The organism is Pseudomonadota bacterium (assembly GCA_026388255.1).
In the GTDB taxonomy this organism is placed as follows: Bacteria; Desulfobacterota; Syntrophorhabdia; order Syntrophorhabdales; family Syntrophorhabdaceae; genus JAPLKB01.
In genome coordinates, this window is sequence record JAPLKC010000085.1 from 73,707 (window position 1) to 88,889 (window position 15,183).

The window sequence follows — 15,183 nt, forward strand, 5'->3', positions numbered from 1 at the left end:
TATAAGTTAAACATTGTGCCGAAGTGGCGGAATTGGTAGACGCGCTAGATTCAGGGTCTAGTAGGCTGTAAGTCTGTGTGGGTTCGAGTCCCGTCTTCGGCATTTAAATTTTCGTATGTTTAGCTGTAAACCAGTCTATTAATCTCCTCGCAATGCTTATATTCCCAGGAATTTCAGGCAGATTGCCTGCCTTAAACCACCCTGCATCGGCTATTTCCTCTCCGTCGATTTTTATCCTGCCCCCTGCGTAGCTTGCAATAAAGGCTATCATAAGAGAATCAGGAAAGGGCCATGGTTGGCTTCCGAAGTAACGTATGTCTTTCACATCAATGCCGACTTCTTCTTTTATTTCTCGCTGTACCGTCTCCTCAAGGGTTTCGCCTGGCTCGACAAAACCGGCAAGCACACTATATAAGTCACCCTGGAAACGTTTGGCCCGGGCAAGCAATACCATATCTTCATGCTCAACGAGGACGATAACGGCAGGTGAAATCCTGGGAAACATTATAAAATGGCAGTTCGGACATTCCTTCGCCCGTATATCCTCTCTGTTTGTTGTCTGTCCCCCGCATCTCCCGCAGAATTGGTGCGTTCTATCCCAGTCAGCTATCTGAATTGCTCTGACAGCAACTTTATACAGACTTTCCTCCAGATGTCCATAGAGTTTCCACAGGCCCTGAAACATAGTACCTTCAGGAGCGTCACAGGTATCAGGTAATTCCGCAGAAAAACAATCACGCCCATCAAGTATCCCTAGATAATGATGATGTACTATGGATAATCCAAGCTCGGCAGGTATTGTTAGCAAAGGTACGGATACCGCGTCTCCGGCCACCCTGACAAGCATCCTGTGCTCTTTAAAAATAAACCACAAAGCGGCAGACCTTGTTTGTTCGTGCTGCGGATTTATAGAAGGGATAAATTGCCCTGACATGCTGAAAAAAATACTTCTTATGACAGGCAAAGTCAATAGCATCGACTTTCGTTTTAAACTCAATTATGGTATATGTTTTAACATGTCAGGATTTAAAGGAAAAACAGGTTCGGGCGATCATAGCAACAAGCAAATCGTGAGGCTCGACAAAAAAGGTAAAGCCCCCGCTTCCAGCCAGATGGTAGTTCTGCGCAGAGAGGTTGCTCAATTAAAGGTATCCGAACGAAAAAATAAACGTATAAAAGAGATGCTGCAAAAAAAGACACATGCATTGGGGGAGAGGGTTAAAGAATTGAATTGCCTCTATACCATTTCCAATCTTGTTGAAAAATACCCCATCTCTCTTGACAGGATCCTAAGAGGCATTGTGGATATTATCCCCCCTGCCTGGCAGTACCCTGATATTACTTGTGCAAGAATCAACATCGGGCAGCAGATTTATGTAACGTCAAACTTTACAGAAACACCATGGAGACAATCCTCTAATATATTGATTCACAGGGTAAAAGAAGGCTCTCTGGATGTGTATTACCTCGAAGAGCGGCCTAAGTGTGGTGAAGGACCCTTTCTTAAAGAGGAAAGAAGCCTCATAAACGCTATCGCGAAGCGCATCGGCGACATTATTGAAAGAAAACGTTTGGAAAAACAGGTCCTTGAAATCAGTGAACGTGAACAGCAGAGGATAGGACAGGACCTGCATGACAGTTTATGCCAGCAACTTACAGGCATTGCCTTCCTCGGCAAAGTTTTACAGAAGAAGATGAAAAGAAAATCCTTTGAAGAAGCACGCAACGCCGGCGAAATGGTATCCTTGATTGACGAGGCCATTACACAGACAAAAGGAATTGCACAGGGACTTTATCCGGTGAGACTTGAGGTGAATGGTCTTATGGCAGCGCTTTCCGAATTGTCGCGGAATATGGAAAAGATGTTCGGTATAACGTGCATTTTTGAATATGATAAACCCGTGCTTTTTTATGATAACATGGTGGCCATTCATATTTACAGGATTATCCAGGAGGCGGTTAACAATGCCATTAAACACGGAAAGGCAACAAAAATTGTAATCAAATTCAGTGATGATAACGGAGTATCGGTTCTTACAATTAAAAACAATGGTCGCAGTGCCCATAATATTGTAAAAGAAAACATGGGTATGGGCATCAGCATTATGAAGCACCGTGCGAATATGATAGGAGCATACCTTGATATTAAAAACTTTTTGAAAGGCGGCACCATAGTCACATGTTTGTTCGAAAATAAACAAGGGGAAGGGGGGGCAGGCAAGTATGAACAGAAAGCAGAATGACTCCATAAAACGCAAACGAAAAATATTTATTGTAGACGATCATCCTGTCGTCCGCAAAGGCCTTTCCCAGATGATCAATCAGGAAACAGACCTGACGGTTTGCGGTGAGGCGGACAGTGCACAGCATGCACTTGAATCCTTAAAAAAGTCTCAACCGGACTTAATGATTGTCGATATTTCCCTCCAGGGAATTGACGGTATAGAATTGATCAAAATTATCAAGGCACGTTACGGCACTCTGCCGGTACTGGTTGTATCCATGCACGATGAGTCTCTGTTTGCCGAACGCGCCTTACGGGTAGGCGCAAGAGGTTATATTATGAAACAGGAAGCAATAGAAAAAATGATGGAGGCTATTCGCAGGGTATTACGGGGAGAATTGTATATCAGCGAGGGGGTGAGCGCAAATATCGTAAAAAGGTTTATTGACGGAAAGGCCGCGAACACTCAATCTACCATTGAAGTTCTGAGTGACCGGGAACTTGAAGTATTTCAATTAATAGGACAGGGCATAGGAACACGCCAGATAGCGGATAGTCTAAATGTCAGTATAAAAACGGTTGAATCTTACCGTGCAAACATAAAAGAAAAATTAAAGCTTAAAAACGCAACCGAACTGATGAAACATGCTGTACATTGGGTAGGGAGCAGATAACATTAGGTCTACAACACGTATAGTGTAAATCCCCATTTAAAAGATAGTATTAACCCTTATCTATAAATTAGCTTGCGCCTGATTGTGCAAAGTGGGTCTTATAGGTTTTATTTAAACTGTAAGCTTACTATGTTCAGTACCGAGGTGGTATATGGAAGCATCAAACAAAATTATAGCATTCAAGACATTCGGAAAGACTCTGCATAATACCTCAAATGATGATGTATCGGAGAAGGCCGTAAGCGCTGAAGAAGAGGAAACACTTGTCGGAAAGGCAAGGAGTATCCTCGATGATATGGAAGAACTGTGGGAAATTGATCATGGGACCGTTGAACTGAGAGATAAAATGCACCTGTTGCGCTACTACTTAAATAGAATGCGCCGGCAAAGCTGTGAAGACAATATTAAAAATCAATAAAAGAGGAGGATTAACATGTCAGCCGTCAATGATGCACTTCAAAAAGTAAAAAAGGAAGACCCGAATCAGCCGGAGTTTCAACAGGCTGTAAAGGAGGTAATGGAATCTCTTGAGCCTACCGAGAGCAAACACCCGGAATTTGTAAAGGCAAAGATATATGAGCGTATAGTTGAACCGGACAGAACGATTATCTTCAGGGTTCCCTGGGTTGACGATAAAGGCGAAGTTCAGGTAAACAGGGGGTTCAGGATACAGTTTAATAATGCCATCGGACCCTACAAGGGCGGTTTAAGGTTCCACCCGTCGGTAAATTTTAGTATTTTAAAATTTCTAGGTTTCGAGCAGATTTTTAAAAACTCTCTTACCACCCTTCCTATGGGCGGTGCCAAGGGTGGCTCGGATTTTGACCCGAAGGGAAAGTCCGACAACGAAGTTATGAGATTCTGCCATGCCTTTATGAGAGAGCTTTTCAGACACATTGGCCCTGAAATAGACGTACCTGCAGGAGACATCGGTGTAGGGGGACGTGAAATAGGTTATATGTTCGGTTATTACAAAAAACTTGTGAATGAACATACAGGTGTGCTTACAGGAAAGGGTCTTGAATACGGCGGTAGCCTTATAAGGCCTGAGGCCACAGGATACGGCGCCGTATATTTTACAGCCGAGATGCTGGCGTCAAGGGGTATGGATTTCAACGGAAAGGTTGTTGCTGTGAGTGGCTCAGGGAATGTATCACAATATGCCGTAGAAAAGGTCAATCAACTCGGGGGCAAGGTGATCACGCTCTGCGATTCCAATGCTACAATAGTTGATGATGAAGGTATTTGCGGTGAAAAATTTGATTATGTCATGGAACTGAAGAATGTGAAAAGAGGAAGAATTAAGGAATATGCAGATAAGTTCGGGACGGTCTGCTATATGGGAGACAATGTCTGGGATGTTATAAGGGAGCAGGGAATTAAAGTAGATGTCGCCCTGCCTTGTGCCACTCAGAATGAACTTGACGGCAAAAATGCGGAAGCCCTTGTAAAGAACGGATGTATCTGTGTCGCAGAAGGGGCTAATATGCCTTCAACTCCTGAGGCTGTTAAGATTTTTCAGGAAAACAACGTACTATTCGGACCCGGCAAGGCAACCAATGCCGGAGGTGTATCCGTATCAGGGCTTGAGATGAGTCAGAACAGCCTTAAACTTTCATGGTCAAAGGAAGAAGTCGACAAGATGCTACTTGATATCATGAAAAGTATACACAAGTCATGCATTGAAGCCGGTGAAGCATATGGAAAAAAAGGAGATTATGTTGCAGGCGCAAATATTGCCGGATTTGTAAAAGTTGCCAAGGCGATGCTCGCATACGGAATTGTTTAATATGAACAAGGTAATGTATTCCATTCTCAGAGTCCTGGACAGGCAGCAGAATATCATGGGTTCAACAGAACTCTCGAGAGAGTTGCTGCCTCACGGGATTGAGCTTTCCGAGAGAATGGTGCGTCATTACCTTAAGATGCTTGACGAGAATGGATTAACTTTTGTCCAGGGCAAGAGGGGGAGGACTATCACTGAAAAAGGAAGGTCAGAGCTGAATAATTCCTTTGTCTCTGAAAGGGTAAATTTCGTTATCAGTAAGATGGACAGTCTTTCCTATTTAACTGATTTCAACATAGATGCCATGAAAGGGAATATCATACTTAACATATCCTTTTTCCCTGAAAAGAAACTGAGGGACGCATTAAGGGTGATGTCAGAGGTATTCAATTCACCCTATGTTATGTGCAATAAAATTATAATGGCAAAGAGCGGGGAAAGGATTGGAGATGTTGTTATCCCTGAAGGAACAATCGGACTAGGGACAGTATGTAGTATTACATTAAACGGCATATTCCTGAAGACAGGGATACCTGTTGCTTCTAAATATGGTGGCGTAATAGAAATTCAGGAAGGGATTCTAAAAAGATTTGTTTCGCTGATCAGCTATGAGGGGTCTTCATTGGACCCGCTTGAGATTTTTATCCGTAGCCGGATGACTGATGTTACCGGTGTTATAAAACAAAATTCCGGAAAAATACTTGCAAGCTTCCGGGAAATCCCTGTAGTCAGCGTAAATGAGGCAGAAAACTTAAGTAATAAGATGATAAGGAAAGGTATCGGAGGCAAAATCATCTTTGGCAAGCCGAATCAGCCCTTACTGGATATCCCGGTAGGGGCCGATAAAGTCGGCATGATAGCAGTGGGCGGTCTTAACCCCATCGCCGCCGCAGAGGAGTCCGGGATACACACGGAAAGTATGGCAATGTCCACCCTTTATGAGTATTCCAAGCTATTGAGTTTTAATGATGCAGTAAGCTCTATTTTATATCAATGAAGAATTACGCCCGCAGGCCTTAGCCTGCGGGCGAAAAATATCCGCCATTCATTTCCATTCACAGAGTGGGCATTCTGGCATTTTTCGTAAAGCAGTCATGGAGATTTTCCCCTTATTATATTCTTCCCTTTTTTTACATTTATAATCTTTTTTTACATTTGTACAATATGTCCTGTTAAGTTACGCTTCCGAGTATTTATATTGTTCAATTGGCTAATAAATATTTGTTTGTATTTTTTATGTTTAAAAGGTATATTCCTTATGTATACAAATAAAAAATAGGACGTAAAATATGACAGTACAAAAGATGACTGGTAGCCCGGATTTTTTATATCTGCCTTTGGAAAATATTGTCGTTGAAGAACAGATCAGATCAGGAATAGATATAGAAGGGGGGTCTTTTAAAACCCTCATGAAATCAATCAAAAACCGGGGCATACTTGAACCCGTCCTTGTAACACCGAAAGACGGCAAGTACCTACTCCTCTGTGGGGAAAGGAGGTATCTTGCCGCTTCGAAGTTGGGCATGGAATCCATCCCGGCAATGGTTGTCGATGCGATTACCCAGCATGATGAGATCCTTGCCTTTCAACTAACTGAAAACCTCCAGCGGGAGGACCTCAACCCTATTGACCAGGCTAAGGGCATACTGGCATATATACAGGCAAAACACCCCAATATGGAGTTTAATGTGGACAGAGTAACGAGCGTGCTTGTAACTGTCATGCGCTCGCCAGATCGTGCTTCTGAGGATTTTGCATTCAATGTGAATGCAATTGCTGAAATCTCAGGAAAGTCTTATCCCACACTGTTTAGGATGATTTCACTTTTAAAAAATCCCGTTGAGATTCAGGAAGCAATTCGGGAAGGAAATCTCCCTGTTTCGCAAGGTTATCTTTTTGCTGCCAACTTAGATTGCCCCAACATGGCAAAAATATTCCAGGATATTACGAAGAAACCGGTAACCTATCTTAAATTAAAGAAGATGCTCACGGCACATAAGAAAGTAAAATCGATAAAAAATGACACAAAATCCATATCCATGACGCAGCAGGTTGCCAACTTACGATCTATCAGGTCTTACATTGAGACGGGCACTATAACATACACAAAACCTGACTTTGAGATGTTCCTTGATGAACTTCGATCCTTAATTTCCTTGGTACAAAAGCGGGTACTGACAGCCCCAATGCCTACCCCGGCAAATAATACTTCAGTCAGGAAACCGCCCCCGCAGGTATGAGGAAACTTGTAAAGAAAATCTAATTATAAGAGGTTAATATAATGAGTATGCAGGAAAACTATGCTCCCGTAATAATATTAATACCATTTTACCATCATTAGTTAAATAACAGCCCATACTAAAGCCATTAAGAGAAGATCCTTGGAAAGCTGTATTCGGGTAAGCTTTTATTTACAGAAGGCAAATAAATTAAACATACGGTTTTGTGCGGCGGGCACCCTCCTGCCTTTGAAAACCTTAGAAACCTTATAATTACTAAAGCTCTGGTTAGATGTGTGCATCATAAAAGTACAGAACAGGCATATATATATGCCTGTTCTGTACTTTATATAACGTTCCCGGCTCAGACACACGGTTTATCCATGTTGCCTGAGCCGTTTTCGGGAGGCAAATCAGCTCTTTGTCGTCCCTCAGGCATAATTTAATCCCAGAATTTCCACCAGGGTTTTTTCACCTTAATTATCTTGCTTTGCAAAAACTCCAGTTCGGTCTTAAGTTCCGGAGAAAGATCGGCCGGCATTTTATTTGGCATGTATCCCCATTCAAATTTTTTGCAGCGGTCATGGAACGCACGACTCCATTCTTTCTGAACCAACCTGCCAACAGGATCAATCGTTCCGGTTTCCGCAAAGGATTCTGAATCCAATTGTGGACTAAGCATGAAACGACGGTCTGATGGAGCAAGTCCTTTTTCTGAAGAAGCCGCAAAGACTTCCTTAATAGCCTCGACATTCAGGTTGTCACCGAAAACAGCGATGCAGAATTCACGCTTGCCGCCTTTCATCATTTCAGTGGTGTCACCCGACCGCAACGTGCAACCGACGATCTTCTCGGGACTAATGTTTCGCATAAAAATATCCCATGACTTTGCTCCATAGAAGCCTCCACCCAATTCATAAATATCAAAAACAACACACACACCTTTCATCATAGCCTCCTTTTATTTACCTAACAATTAATATGCTGCACTAATATGCTGCAATTAATATGCTGCAAAATAGGAAAATACAGGGGTAATTCGTTGAGAAGAAACAAAGATAATGTTTTATGCTTTTCACCCATTATGGCATTATTGCACGCCCTCACCAATCCCCCAAATTATAGACATTTAATTCTGCCTGCCCTTTTTCTTTCTATTTTCCTTCAAACTCAATAAAAATGCAACTGTTTTTTACTGGAGTTTCCTGACTTTTTGGAGCAAGGCCGGTATACTGTTTCCCTCCCCATCGCAAGAGGGTGCCCCGGACTCCCCCCCTCTAACTTGTAATACTCACTAATTTGATTCCTCTGTGAGTTAGCATGAGGACATGGTTCTTATTTATTATTTGTCCACGAAAAGTACGCCTGCTATTGCGTAATCATGCTTTGCCATGTCCTTCAGGATAATCTTAACAGTATCCGGTTCCACATCGAGACTTTTTACCACAGCATCGGTTATTCCTGCCACGAGTTTTCTCTTCTGTTCCACTGTTCTTCCCTCAATTAAGTTGACCTGAATGATCGGCATGAGACCTCCTTTTTTTTATTAATATACCCCTACGGGCTATATAAAGCTCTCTCTCCATATAACCCCGCAGTCATGAAAAGGTTTTTGAGAGAAAGTCCAATGGGGTCAAGCTTATTTTTGCAAAATCGAGATTCCTTCTCTTTTTTCTTTCCATTTTCCTGCTATTTTAACAAGCTGTCAAGAAATATTTAGCGGACAACATGACAATCCCCCTCAGGCAATCTTCTGTTCTTGGGACAGATTCGCCATTTCTCATAATAAACCCGGATATGTCATTGGCAACGGTGTCGGGTTGTTCTAAGCAAACCTTCGTAAGGCGAGGAAGCTTGGTTTTTTGCATAAGCAAAAGTTTCGAAGCCGAACACGAGCGAATGAAGCCGCCGGAGCGTACTGAGCGTGTTTGCCGGGGACAGTCCGGCATCGATACTTATCTTAATGGAAAGTTTGGGATAAAACCAGGAAGACCGATTGAAGAAGGATGGAAAAGGCACTGTATGCTGACCGTTCTGTCAAACATAATCAAATCCCCCGGCAGAGCCGGGGGATTGCCTGTTTTAATTAATTTTAAGAAAAGCTTAAGCAGGTTTAATTCTCTGTATCTCCTTTTAAAACAACAGAGTTTACAGTTTAAACAACAGATCCGTATAACTCGGCACAGGCCACATATCTTTAGGAACAATCATCTCTATAGCGTCAATATCTGTGCGCAGGCTCTGCATTGCTGGAACAATATTGTCGCGGCAGCTTTCAGCCTTTTTAACAACATCGTCAATGTCTTGCGCCTTCTTTAATGCAGTTTCAAGCTTTGATAGGCTCTTATATGATGACACAAGCAAGGCACTCAGCTTTCCAAGAATGTCTTCCTGAACAGAAGCAGGAACTGATACAGCCTTAAAACTGGATATGGAATTGGCCAAGAATGTCGCATATTCCGTTGCTGCCGGGATAAACTGTTTCTTAACCATATCTATTGCTGCCAGACCTTCAATGTTGATCTGTTTTGCATAGGCATCGACATAGATGTCATAGCGTGAATGTAATTCTTTATGCGACAGTACATCATATTTTTCAAAAAGTTTCAGGGCTTTGTTCGCAACAAAAGCCTTTAATGCATCAACAGAATTTGTGACATTGGGCAGCCCCCTCTTTTTAGCCTCATCTACCCATTCTTCTGCATAGTTGTTCCCGTTAAAAATAACCCGGCTGTGTTTCTTGTAAATTTCTCTGACAATCGCTGTTACCTCGGCATTCTTGTTTTTAGCTTTTTCCAGGCGGGTGGCTATTTCGTCAAGGGCTTCGGCTGCAATGGTATTCAAGGCCACGTTGGGTCCTGAAATTGACTGTGACGATCCAACCGTCCTGAATTCGAACTTATTGCCGGTAAAGGCAAAGGGAGAGGTTCTGTTGCGGTCTGTATTATCCTTGGGGAACATAGGAAGTGTATCCACACCGACATTTACAAATTGCGCGTCTTTGGTGGAGATCTTTTCGCCTTTTGCGATTTTTTCCAGAATCTCCGTCAATTCTTCGCCCATAAATATGGATATAATTGCCGGTGGTGCTTCATTGGCTCCCAGGCGATGATCGTTGCCGGCATGCGCGCAGGTAGCCCGCAGTATATCGGCGTGGGTATCGACAGCCTTGAGCAAGGCGCTTAAAAATATCAGGAACTGGACATTTTCACCGGGTGTATGGCCTGGTTCCAATAAATTTATGCCGTCATCCGTTGAGAGAGACCAGTTATTGTGCTTGCCGGAACCGTTAATACCTGCATAAGGTTTTTCGTGAAGCAGGCACACCAGGTCGTGACGTAAGGCAACTTTTTGCATGGTTTCCATGACTAATTGATTGTGATCGGTGGCAATGTTCGTTGTAGTGAAAAGAGGGGCCATTTCATACTGCGCCGGTGCTACTTCGTTGTGCTGAGTTTTTGATGTAATACCCATTTTCCATAGCTCTGTATTAAGGTCCTTCATATAATCGGAAACCCTGTCCTTAATTGCACCGAAATATTGGTCTTCAAGTTCCTGGCCTTTAGGTGCGGGAGCACCAAATATTGTTCTTCCAGCTAACATAAGATCAATCCGCTCCTGATACAGTTTTTTATCAACCAGGAAATATTCCTGTTCAGGGCCTACGGTGGAGGTAACCCTTGTGGAGCTTGTATTGCCCATAGCCTTCAAAACACGGAGGGCCTGTTTTGATACAGCTTTCATGGATCGCAGCAAAGGAGTCTTCTTATCAAGGGCCTCCCCATAATATGAATAGAAGGCTGTGGGAATCGTTAGGGTAACATTACCGGCTTCGTCTGTTTTCAGGAACGCGGGCGAGGTACAATCCCAGGCCGTGTATCCTCTCGCTTCGAATGTGCTGCGCAAACCGCCGCTTGGAAAGGATGATGCATCCGGTTCACCCTGAATCAGTTGCTTGCCGGAAAATTCCATAATCCCGCTACCATCGTCTGCCGGGGATATAAAGGAATCGTGCTTTTCGGCTGTTACTCCAGTCAGGGGCTGGAACCAATGCGTATAGTGAGTTGCGCCTTTCTCGATAGCCCAATCCTTCATGGCATTGGCAACCACGTCCGCAACATCAGGCCTCAATGGCACATCCTTTTCAATCGTTTCCTTTAATGCCTTATAAATCTCTTTGGGCAGCCGCTCCTTCATGACCTTATCATTAAAAACGTTAGATCCAAATATCTTCGTAAGCTCCACAATTTCCTCCTTTTGTAGAATATACCACCCTATGGGAGGCACCTTTCATAATATTGATTTATATAACCAAAGTAACAGTGTAATAAATGAAATTTATCCCTTAATTCAACCGTACTGTGATTATTCTCCCATATTGACTCCATATGATCCAGAACATTTTGCATGCTATATACAAGACCTTCCAATTCTTCTCTGCCAAGCTCTTCTTTTTGCTCTTCCCTTCTCAAGGGGACTGTTGATGTGCATGTATTCTTTAAAGTTATTATATTATTTATTGATTCCATATGCCACCTCCTATGCGGAGTTATTAAACTGTTTTATGGAGTCCAAACCTTGGCTATCTTGAATAGCGTTGTTCGATTCTTCTAAAAAAGTCCTCTTAGATCGGTGAGGGACGATAAATCTGCACTTCGATGTGCAGACATGCTAGTATAAAATTACAAGTAACAAATGAATCCTTTTTGTTAACCTGCATGAGTTATGCATCATGAGGAACGACGAAATGACAGACAAGACAATCTTACGGATTCATCAATAATTTGAATACAACTTTGAGACATGGAAACCGGATTTACGCTGGTGGAGAGCGCCTGCATCCACATCATCCAGGTATAATCATTCTTTACAAATCAATGGAGGCCGGAAGCTGATTTTTAAAAACATTGCCTTGTTTCATGTACGGCACTTAAAGACGCGGAGGTTCTTATTTTGGCCCTCGGTCTTACCGAGATATGGGAGAACAGGTAGATGGCTCCCTTATCTGTCTTCCATCAGGACCTTATGTGAACGAAAACGGGGATGTGAACAGAGCAATCTCGGCAAATCCTTATTTACCGAAGGCAGAGAGCCCTTACACGTTAACAGGGACACGATATGTTTCATCATGGACAATTTTTTTCGTATCTTTTCAAATGAATAGATAAATCATTGCTTCTTACGGTGGACATTTCGCACAAATAGACCTGAATTGCATGGTACTCAGATAGCGGTCGCCCCTGTCAGGCAATACGACAACAATAGTACCATGATCTATGTTTCTGGCTATCTGTAATGCTACCGCAGCAGCAGCCCCGCTTGATGTTCCGACAAAAATCCCTTCTTTCTGGGCAAGCAGTTTTGTTACTTCAAAGGCCTCACCATCTCCAACAATAATCTTATCATCCAGTGTTTCGGGCTGATATATCTTTGGCACCATAGATTCAGTCAAATTTTTCAGTCCCTGGATCGTATGACCCATAGTCGGCTCAACACCAATAACCTTTATTTGAGGTTTTTTTTCTTTTAAATATTTCGAAGTACCCATCAGTGTCCCTGTAGTTCCCATACCGGCAACAAATATATCAACCTCCCCATTTGTTTGTGCAAAGATTTCAGGGCCTGTTGTTTCATAGTGTGCAAGAACATTATCGTTATTGTCATATTGGTTTGGCATAAAATATTTATCCGGCTCCTTTTCAAACAACTGGTAAGCTCTCCGAATCGCACCGTCAATATTCTCCTTTGCCGAGGTAAGGAAAACCTCTGCACCGAGACCCTGGAGTATAAGCCTTCTCTCCATGCTGACGCATTCAGGCATACATAGATTAACTCTGTATCCTTTCGCGGCGCCTATCATCGCAATTGCGATGCCTGTGTTACCGGAAGTAGGTTCAAGAATGATTTTATCCTTAGTCAATTCACCGCGTGCTTCCGCTTTTGTTATCATATAGAGGGCAGGACGGTCTTTTACCGACCCTCCGGGATTACATCCTTCAAGTTTGCATAATACCTTTGTGTTCGGATTTGGATTGACGTTCATCAATTCCACAAGGGGTGTATTCCCGATTGCAGACAAAATATTCATAAACTTTACCTCCCGCAATTAGTGTTCCGCCTTCAGTCAAAAGAGATTACCAGAATAATTTATATTTCACAAGAGAAACACCTTATACCGTAGGATAGTTTCTCATAAGCCACAGCTTGATGTGTTTGCGCTCCCATGGTACTGTACCGCAATCTCCAAGGATTTTTTTCTTCATTGCAGTTCGCACAAACCTTCCAGTGTCCGCACCTTATATTGGCTACAAGCCGGGTATCACATTCAAGACACTATAGATTTGTCCAAACATCCCCACAAAAAAACCCCATTATCAGGGGTCTTCAAGTAACAACTCTATTTCGTGCGGAATTTTAAGAAAAAAAGAAATGCCGAGGAACGGAATTGAACCGCTGACACGGGGATTTTCAGTCCCCTGCTCTACCGACTGAGCTACCTCGGCATCGATTTTATTTAAAACATAACTGCCCAGTGTATGTCAAGATATTCATGCTACTCAAATCCATCATCTGTTTTTTTATCTTGCAATATAGAGGAATCTATATACAATGTTTTTTATTATTTTAATGAGGAATTTGGGACTTGTCGCAGAAACATTATGATGTTATGATTTGATGCTATGAGGGCAGGGTTTTACCAGTTTGAGCCTGTTTTCGGGGAAAAAGAGGGAAACATTGAGAAGGTCTTGCATGCCCTCAAGGATGTTGACGCTGACCTTATTGTGCTGCCTGAGCTCTTTGCCACCGGTTATCAGTTCATCTCACATGAAGAAGTTGACCGACTCTCGGAACAGGTGCCTCAGGGTTATACTACAGAGATACTGGTCGGACTTTCACGCAGTAAGGGTATGTATATTGTGGCAGGAATTCCTGAAAAACATGGGGAGAAGTTTTTTAATTCGGCCATTCTGACCGGGCCCGACGGATATATTGGCATCTACCGTAAAACACATCTTTTTTTTGAGGAAAATATCTGGTTTACTCCTGGTGATACCGGCTTCGAGGTCTTTCATACAGCCATCGGTCGGATCGGCATCATGATTTGCTTTGACTGGATATTCCCGGAATCAATGAGGACTCTTGCCCTTAAAGGTGCAGAGGTGGTGGCACACCCGGCCAATCTTGTTTTACCCTACTGTCCTTCTGCCATGCCTATCCGCTGCCTTGAAAACAGGGTTTATGCCGTAACAGCGAACAGAATAGGCACAGAAAGCAGAAAAGAAGGGCAAACCCTTAATTTTATAGGTACAAGCCAGATTGTGTCGCCGGATAGCACTTTATGCGCTAAGGCTCCGGAAAACGAAGAGTCGTTGGGAATAGTTGACATTGCCCCGGAAAAGGCCAAAGACAAATCCCTGAACGCCTTCAACGATCTGTTTCGCGACAGAAGACCCGGTATGTATCGGAATGCCTGATTGCCTTGCTCCTGTGAATGACAGCGCTACCGATAATAAAGATGAACCGCTATTACTTTATGTCCATTCATACAGCAGCCGGGGTTTACAGGTACGTCCAGTCAGCAAACTACACTTTTTGTAGTTATTTAACAAAATATCGTGTTTTTTAATAGGATTTTTAATAGTAGCTTAATTGTAAAATACCTCTCTTCAGTGATTTTAAATAATTATTGATATGGTATAAATATTGCTTTATAAAAAATTAATATAGGGGGGTCTGTTGAAAACCAACAACAAAGGTTTTACTTTAATTGAACTCATTATAATTATTGTAATCCTTGGTATTCTGGCGGCGGTCGCGGTTCACAAATATTTAGATGAGGAGGAGCAGTGAAAAAGGTGCAGCAGACGGCCTTTTTGGTGCAATGAGGTCTGCTTTGAATATTTATTTTTCTAACTATATTTTAAAAGGAGGAAATTTAAGATATTTTCGGGATCAGGTTGCGATTTCAAGTTTTGTGAAAGTGCCTAACGATAGTATGGGCGTTACCGGAAGAGAAACTTTAATTATGGATAAACAGTTTACCGGAATTTTACAAATTGCTAATCCTTCAACAATTAGAGACTATCCCTGTCCTGACGGCGGTTGCAGGCAAATGCAATTTCAATTTAAAATCGGAGCAATTTTAATTGTAAATTTTAACCGTGATGGTCCTTCACTAACCCCTTCATATCAGGATTTTAAAGGGTCGTTGTAGAATCCGAAGGGGATAAAAATAAATTCGTTTATTCCGTAATAATTTAAAAATCTATTAACAAAATA

Annotated in this window: 14 protein-coding genes, 2 tRNA genes and 1 pseudogene; 10 read left to right on the forward strand and 7 right to left on the reverse strand. The window is 42.4% G+C overall.

Annotated features, from left to right (window positions below; genetic code table 11):
- Nucleotides 1–17 precede the first annotated feature (17 nt).
- Nucleotides 18–102, forward strand: a tRNA-Leu gene (locus NT178_11460).
- Nucleotide 103: 1 nt separating this feature from the next.
- Here NT178_11460 and nudC read toward each other — a convergent pair.
- The gene (gene nudC, locus NT178_11465) at nucleotides 104–934 is read right to left on the reverse strand and encodes an NAD(+) diphosphatase (protein MCX5813146.1); all 831 of its coding nucleotides are present in this window, start codon (nucleotides 932–934) and stop codon (nucleotides 104–106) included.
- Between nudC and NT178_11470 the strand changes: the two genes are divergently transcribed.
- The 6 genes from NT178_11470 (at nucleotide 933) to NT178_11495 (ending at nucleotide 6,924) form a co-directional block, all read left to right on the forward strand.
- Complete coding sequence (locus NT178_11470; GenBank protein MCX5813147.1) at nucleotides 933–2,243, forward strand: sensor histidine kinase; 1,311 nt, start codon at nucleotides 933–935, stop codon at nucleotides 2,241–2,243. The genes nudC and NT178_11470 overlap by 2 nt on opposite strands.
- Entirely contained in the window at nucleotides 2,224–2,898 is a 675-nt protein-coding gene (locus NT178_11475; GenBank protein ID MCX5813148.1) for a response regulator transcription factor, read from the forward strand. The genes NT178_11470 and NT178_11475 overlap by 20 nt, the downstream gene beginning before the upstream one ends.
- A 151-nt stretch (nucleotides 2,899–3,049) precedes the next feature.
- Nucleotides 3,050–3,316: a hypothetical protein gene (locus NT178_11480; protein ID MCX5813149.1), complete on the forward strand. Its 267-nt coding sequence runs from the start codon at nucleotides 3,050–3,052 to the stop codon at nucleotides 3,314–3,316.
- A gap of 15 nt (nucleotides 3,317–3,331) precedes the next feature.
- Nucleotides 3,332–4,687 carry an NADP-specific glutamate dehydrogenase gene (gdhA, locus tag NT178_11485; GenBank protein MCX5813150.1) on the forward strand — a complete coding sequence of 452 codons (1,356 nt, stop codon included), beginning with the start codon at nucleotides 3,332–3,334 and terminating at the stop codon, nucleotides 4,685–4,687.
- Nucleotide 4,688: 1 nt separating this feature from the next.
- Nucleotides 4,689–5,681 carry an NrpR regulatory domain-containing protein gene (locus NT178_11490; protein MCX5813151.1) on the forward strand — a complete coding sequence of 331 codons (993 nt, stop codon included), beginning with the start codon at nucleotides 4,689–4,691 and terminating at the stop codon, nucleotides 5,679–5,681.
- A 292-nt stretch (nucleotides 5,682–5,973) separates the two neighbouring features.
- Nucleotides 5,974–6,924, forward strand: coding sequence for a ParB/RepB/Spo0J family partition protein (locus tag NT178_11495; GenBank protein ID MCX5813152.1), 951 nt, complete (start codon nucleotides 5,974–5,976; stop codon nucleotides 6,922–6,924).
- 421 nt (nucleotides 6,925–7,345) lie between these two features.
- Here NT178_11495 and NT178_11500 read toward each other — a convergent pair whose 3' ends face one another.
- The 6 genes from NT178_11500 to NT178_11525 all read right to left on the reverse strand — a co-directional run bounded on the left by NT178_11500 (nucleotide 7,346) and on the right by NT178_11525 (nucleotide 13,406).
- Nucleotides 7,346–7,855, reverse strand: coding sequence for a hypothetical protein (locus NT178_11500; GenBank protein MCX5813153.1), 510 nt, complete (start codon nucleotides 7,853–7,855; stop codon nucleotides 7,346–7,348).
- Between the two features lie 390 nt (nucleotides 7,856–8,245).
- Nucleotides 8,246–8,431 (reverse strand): 2-hydroxymuconate tautomerase family protein, encoded by a 186-nt coding sequence (locus NT178_11505; protein ID MCX5813154.1) that lies wholly within the window; start codon nucleotides 8,429–8,431, stop codon nucleotides 8,246–8,248.
- 620 nt (nucleotides 8,432–9,051) lie between these two features.
- Nucleotides 9,052–11,148, reverse strand: coding sequence for a glutamine synthetase III (locus tag NT178_11510; GenBank protein MCX5813155.1), 2,097 nt, complete (start codon nucleotides 11,146–11,148; stop codon nucleotides 9,052–9,054).
- Between the two features lie 29 nt (nucleotides 11,149–11,177).
- Entirely contained in the window at nucleotides 11,178–11,432 is a 255-nt protein-coding gene (locus NT178_11515; protein MCX5813156.1) for a hypothetical protein, read from the reverse strand.
- Between the two features lie 650 nt (nucleotides 11,433–12,082).
- On the reverse strand, nucleotides 12,083–12,991 hold the full coding sequence (locus NT178_11520) for a cysteine synthase family protein (protein MCX5813157.1): 909 nt from the start codon (nucleotides 12,989–12,991) through the stop codon (nucleotides 12,083–12,085).
- Nucleotides 12,992–13,333: 342 nt separating this feature from the next.
- Nucleotides 13,334–13,406, reverse strand: a tRNA-Phe gene (locus tag NT178_11525).
- Nucleotides 13,407–13,583: 177 nt separating this feature from the next.
- Between NT178_11525 and NT178_11530 the strand changes: the two genes are divergently transcribed.
- From NT178_11530 to NT178_11540, 3 genes and pseudogenes are all read left to right on the forward strand, one after another.
- On the forward strand, nucleotides 13,584–14,378 hold the full coding sequence (locus NT178_11530; protein MCX5813158.1) for an acyltransferase: 795 nt from the start codon (nucleotides 13,584–13,586) through the stop codon (nucleotides 14,376–14,378).
- A gap of 262 nt (nucleotides 14,379–14,640) precedes the next feature.
- Nucleotides 14,641–14,724, forward strand: a pseudogene (locus tag NT178_11535) (prepilin-type N-terminal cleavage/methylation domain-containing protein).
- A gap of 13 nt (nucleotides 14,725–14,737) precedes the next feature.
- Nucleotides 14,738–15,118, forward strand: a complete 381-nt coding sequence (locus NT178_11540) for a hypothetical protein (protein ID MCX5813159.1) — start codon at nucleotides 14,738–14,740, stop codon at nucleotides 15,116–15,118.
- Nucleotides 15,119–15,183: the final 65 nt, after the last annotated feature.

What these genes read in the sequence shown, in the direction of transcription:
- NT178_11530 (MCX5813158.1), top strand. Translation starts at nt 13,584, where the DNA reads ATGAGGGCAGGGTTTTACCAGTTTGAGCCTGTTTTCGGGGAAAAAGAG.
- NT178_11495 (MCX5813152.1), top strand. Translation starts at nt 5,974, where the DNA reads ATGACAGTACAAAAGATGACTGGTAGCCCGGATTTTTTATATCTGCCT.
- NT178_11490 (MCX5813151.1), top strand. Translation starts at nt 4,689, where the DNA reads ATGAACAAGGTAATGTATTCCATTCTCAGAGTCCTGGACAGGCAGCAG.
- NT178_11515 (MCX5813156.1), bottom strand. Translation starts at nt 11,432, where the DNA reads ATGGAATCAATAAATAATATAATAACTTTAAAGAATACATGCACATCA.
- NT178_11470 (MCX5813147.1), top strand. Translation starts at nt 933, where the DNA reads ATGCTGAAAAAAATACTTCTTATGACAGGCAAAGTCAATAGCATCGAC.
- NT178_11475 (MCX5813148.1), top strand. Translation starts at nt 2,224, where the DNA reads ATGAACAGAAAGCAGAATGACTCCATAAAACGCAAACGAAAAATATTT.
- NT178_11480 (MCX5813149.1), top strand. Translation starts at nt 3,050, where the DNA reads ATGGAAGCATCAAACAAAATTATAGCATTCAAGACATTCGGAAAGACT.
- NT178_11520 (MCX5813157.1), bottom strand. Translation starts at nt 12,991, where the DNA reads ATGAATATTTTGTCTGCAATCGGGAATACACCCCTTGTGGAATTGATG.
- NT178_11505 (MCX5813154.1), bottom strand. Translation starts at nt 8,431, where the DNA reads ATGCCGATCATTCAGGTCAACTTAATTGAGGGAAGAACAGTGGAACAG.
- NT178_11540 (MCX5813159.1), top strand. Translation starts at nt 14,738, where the DNA reads ATGAGGAGGAGCAGTGAAAAAGGTGCAGCAGACGGCCTTTTTGGTGCA.
- nudC (MCX5813146.1), bottom strand. Translation starts at nt 934, where the DNA reads ATGTCAGGGCAATTTATCCCTTCTATAAATCCGCAGCACGAACAAACA.
- gdhA (MCX5813150.1), top strand. Translation starts at nt 3,332, where the DNA reads ATGTCAGCCGTCAATGATGCACTTCAAAAAGTAAAAAAGGAAGACCCG.
- NT178_11500 (MCX5813153.1), bottom strand. Translation starts at nt 7,855, where the DNA reads ATGATGAAAGGTGTGTGTGTTGTTTTTGATATTTATGAATTGGGTGGA.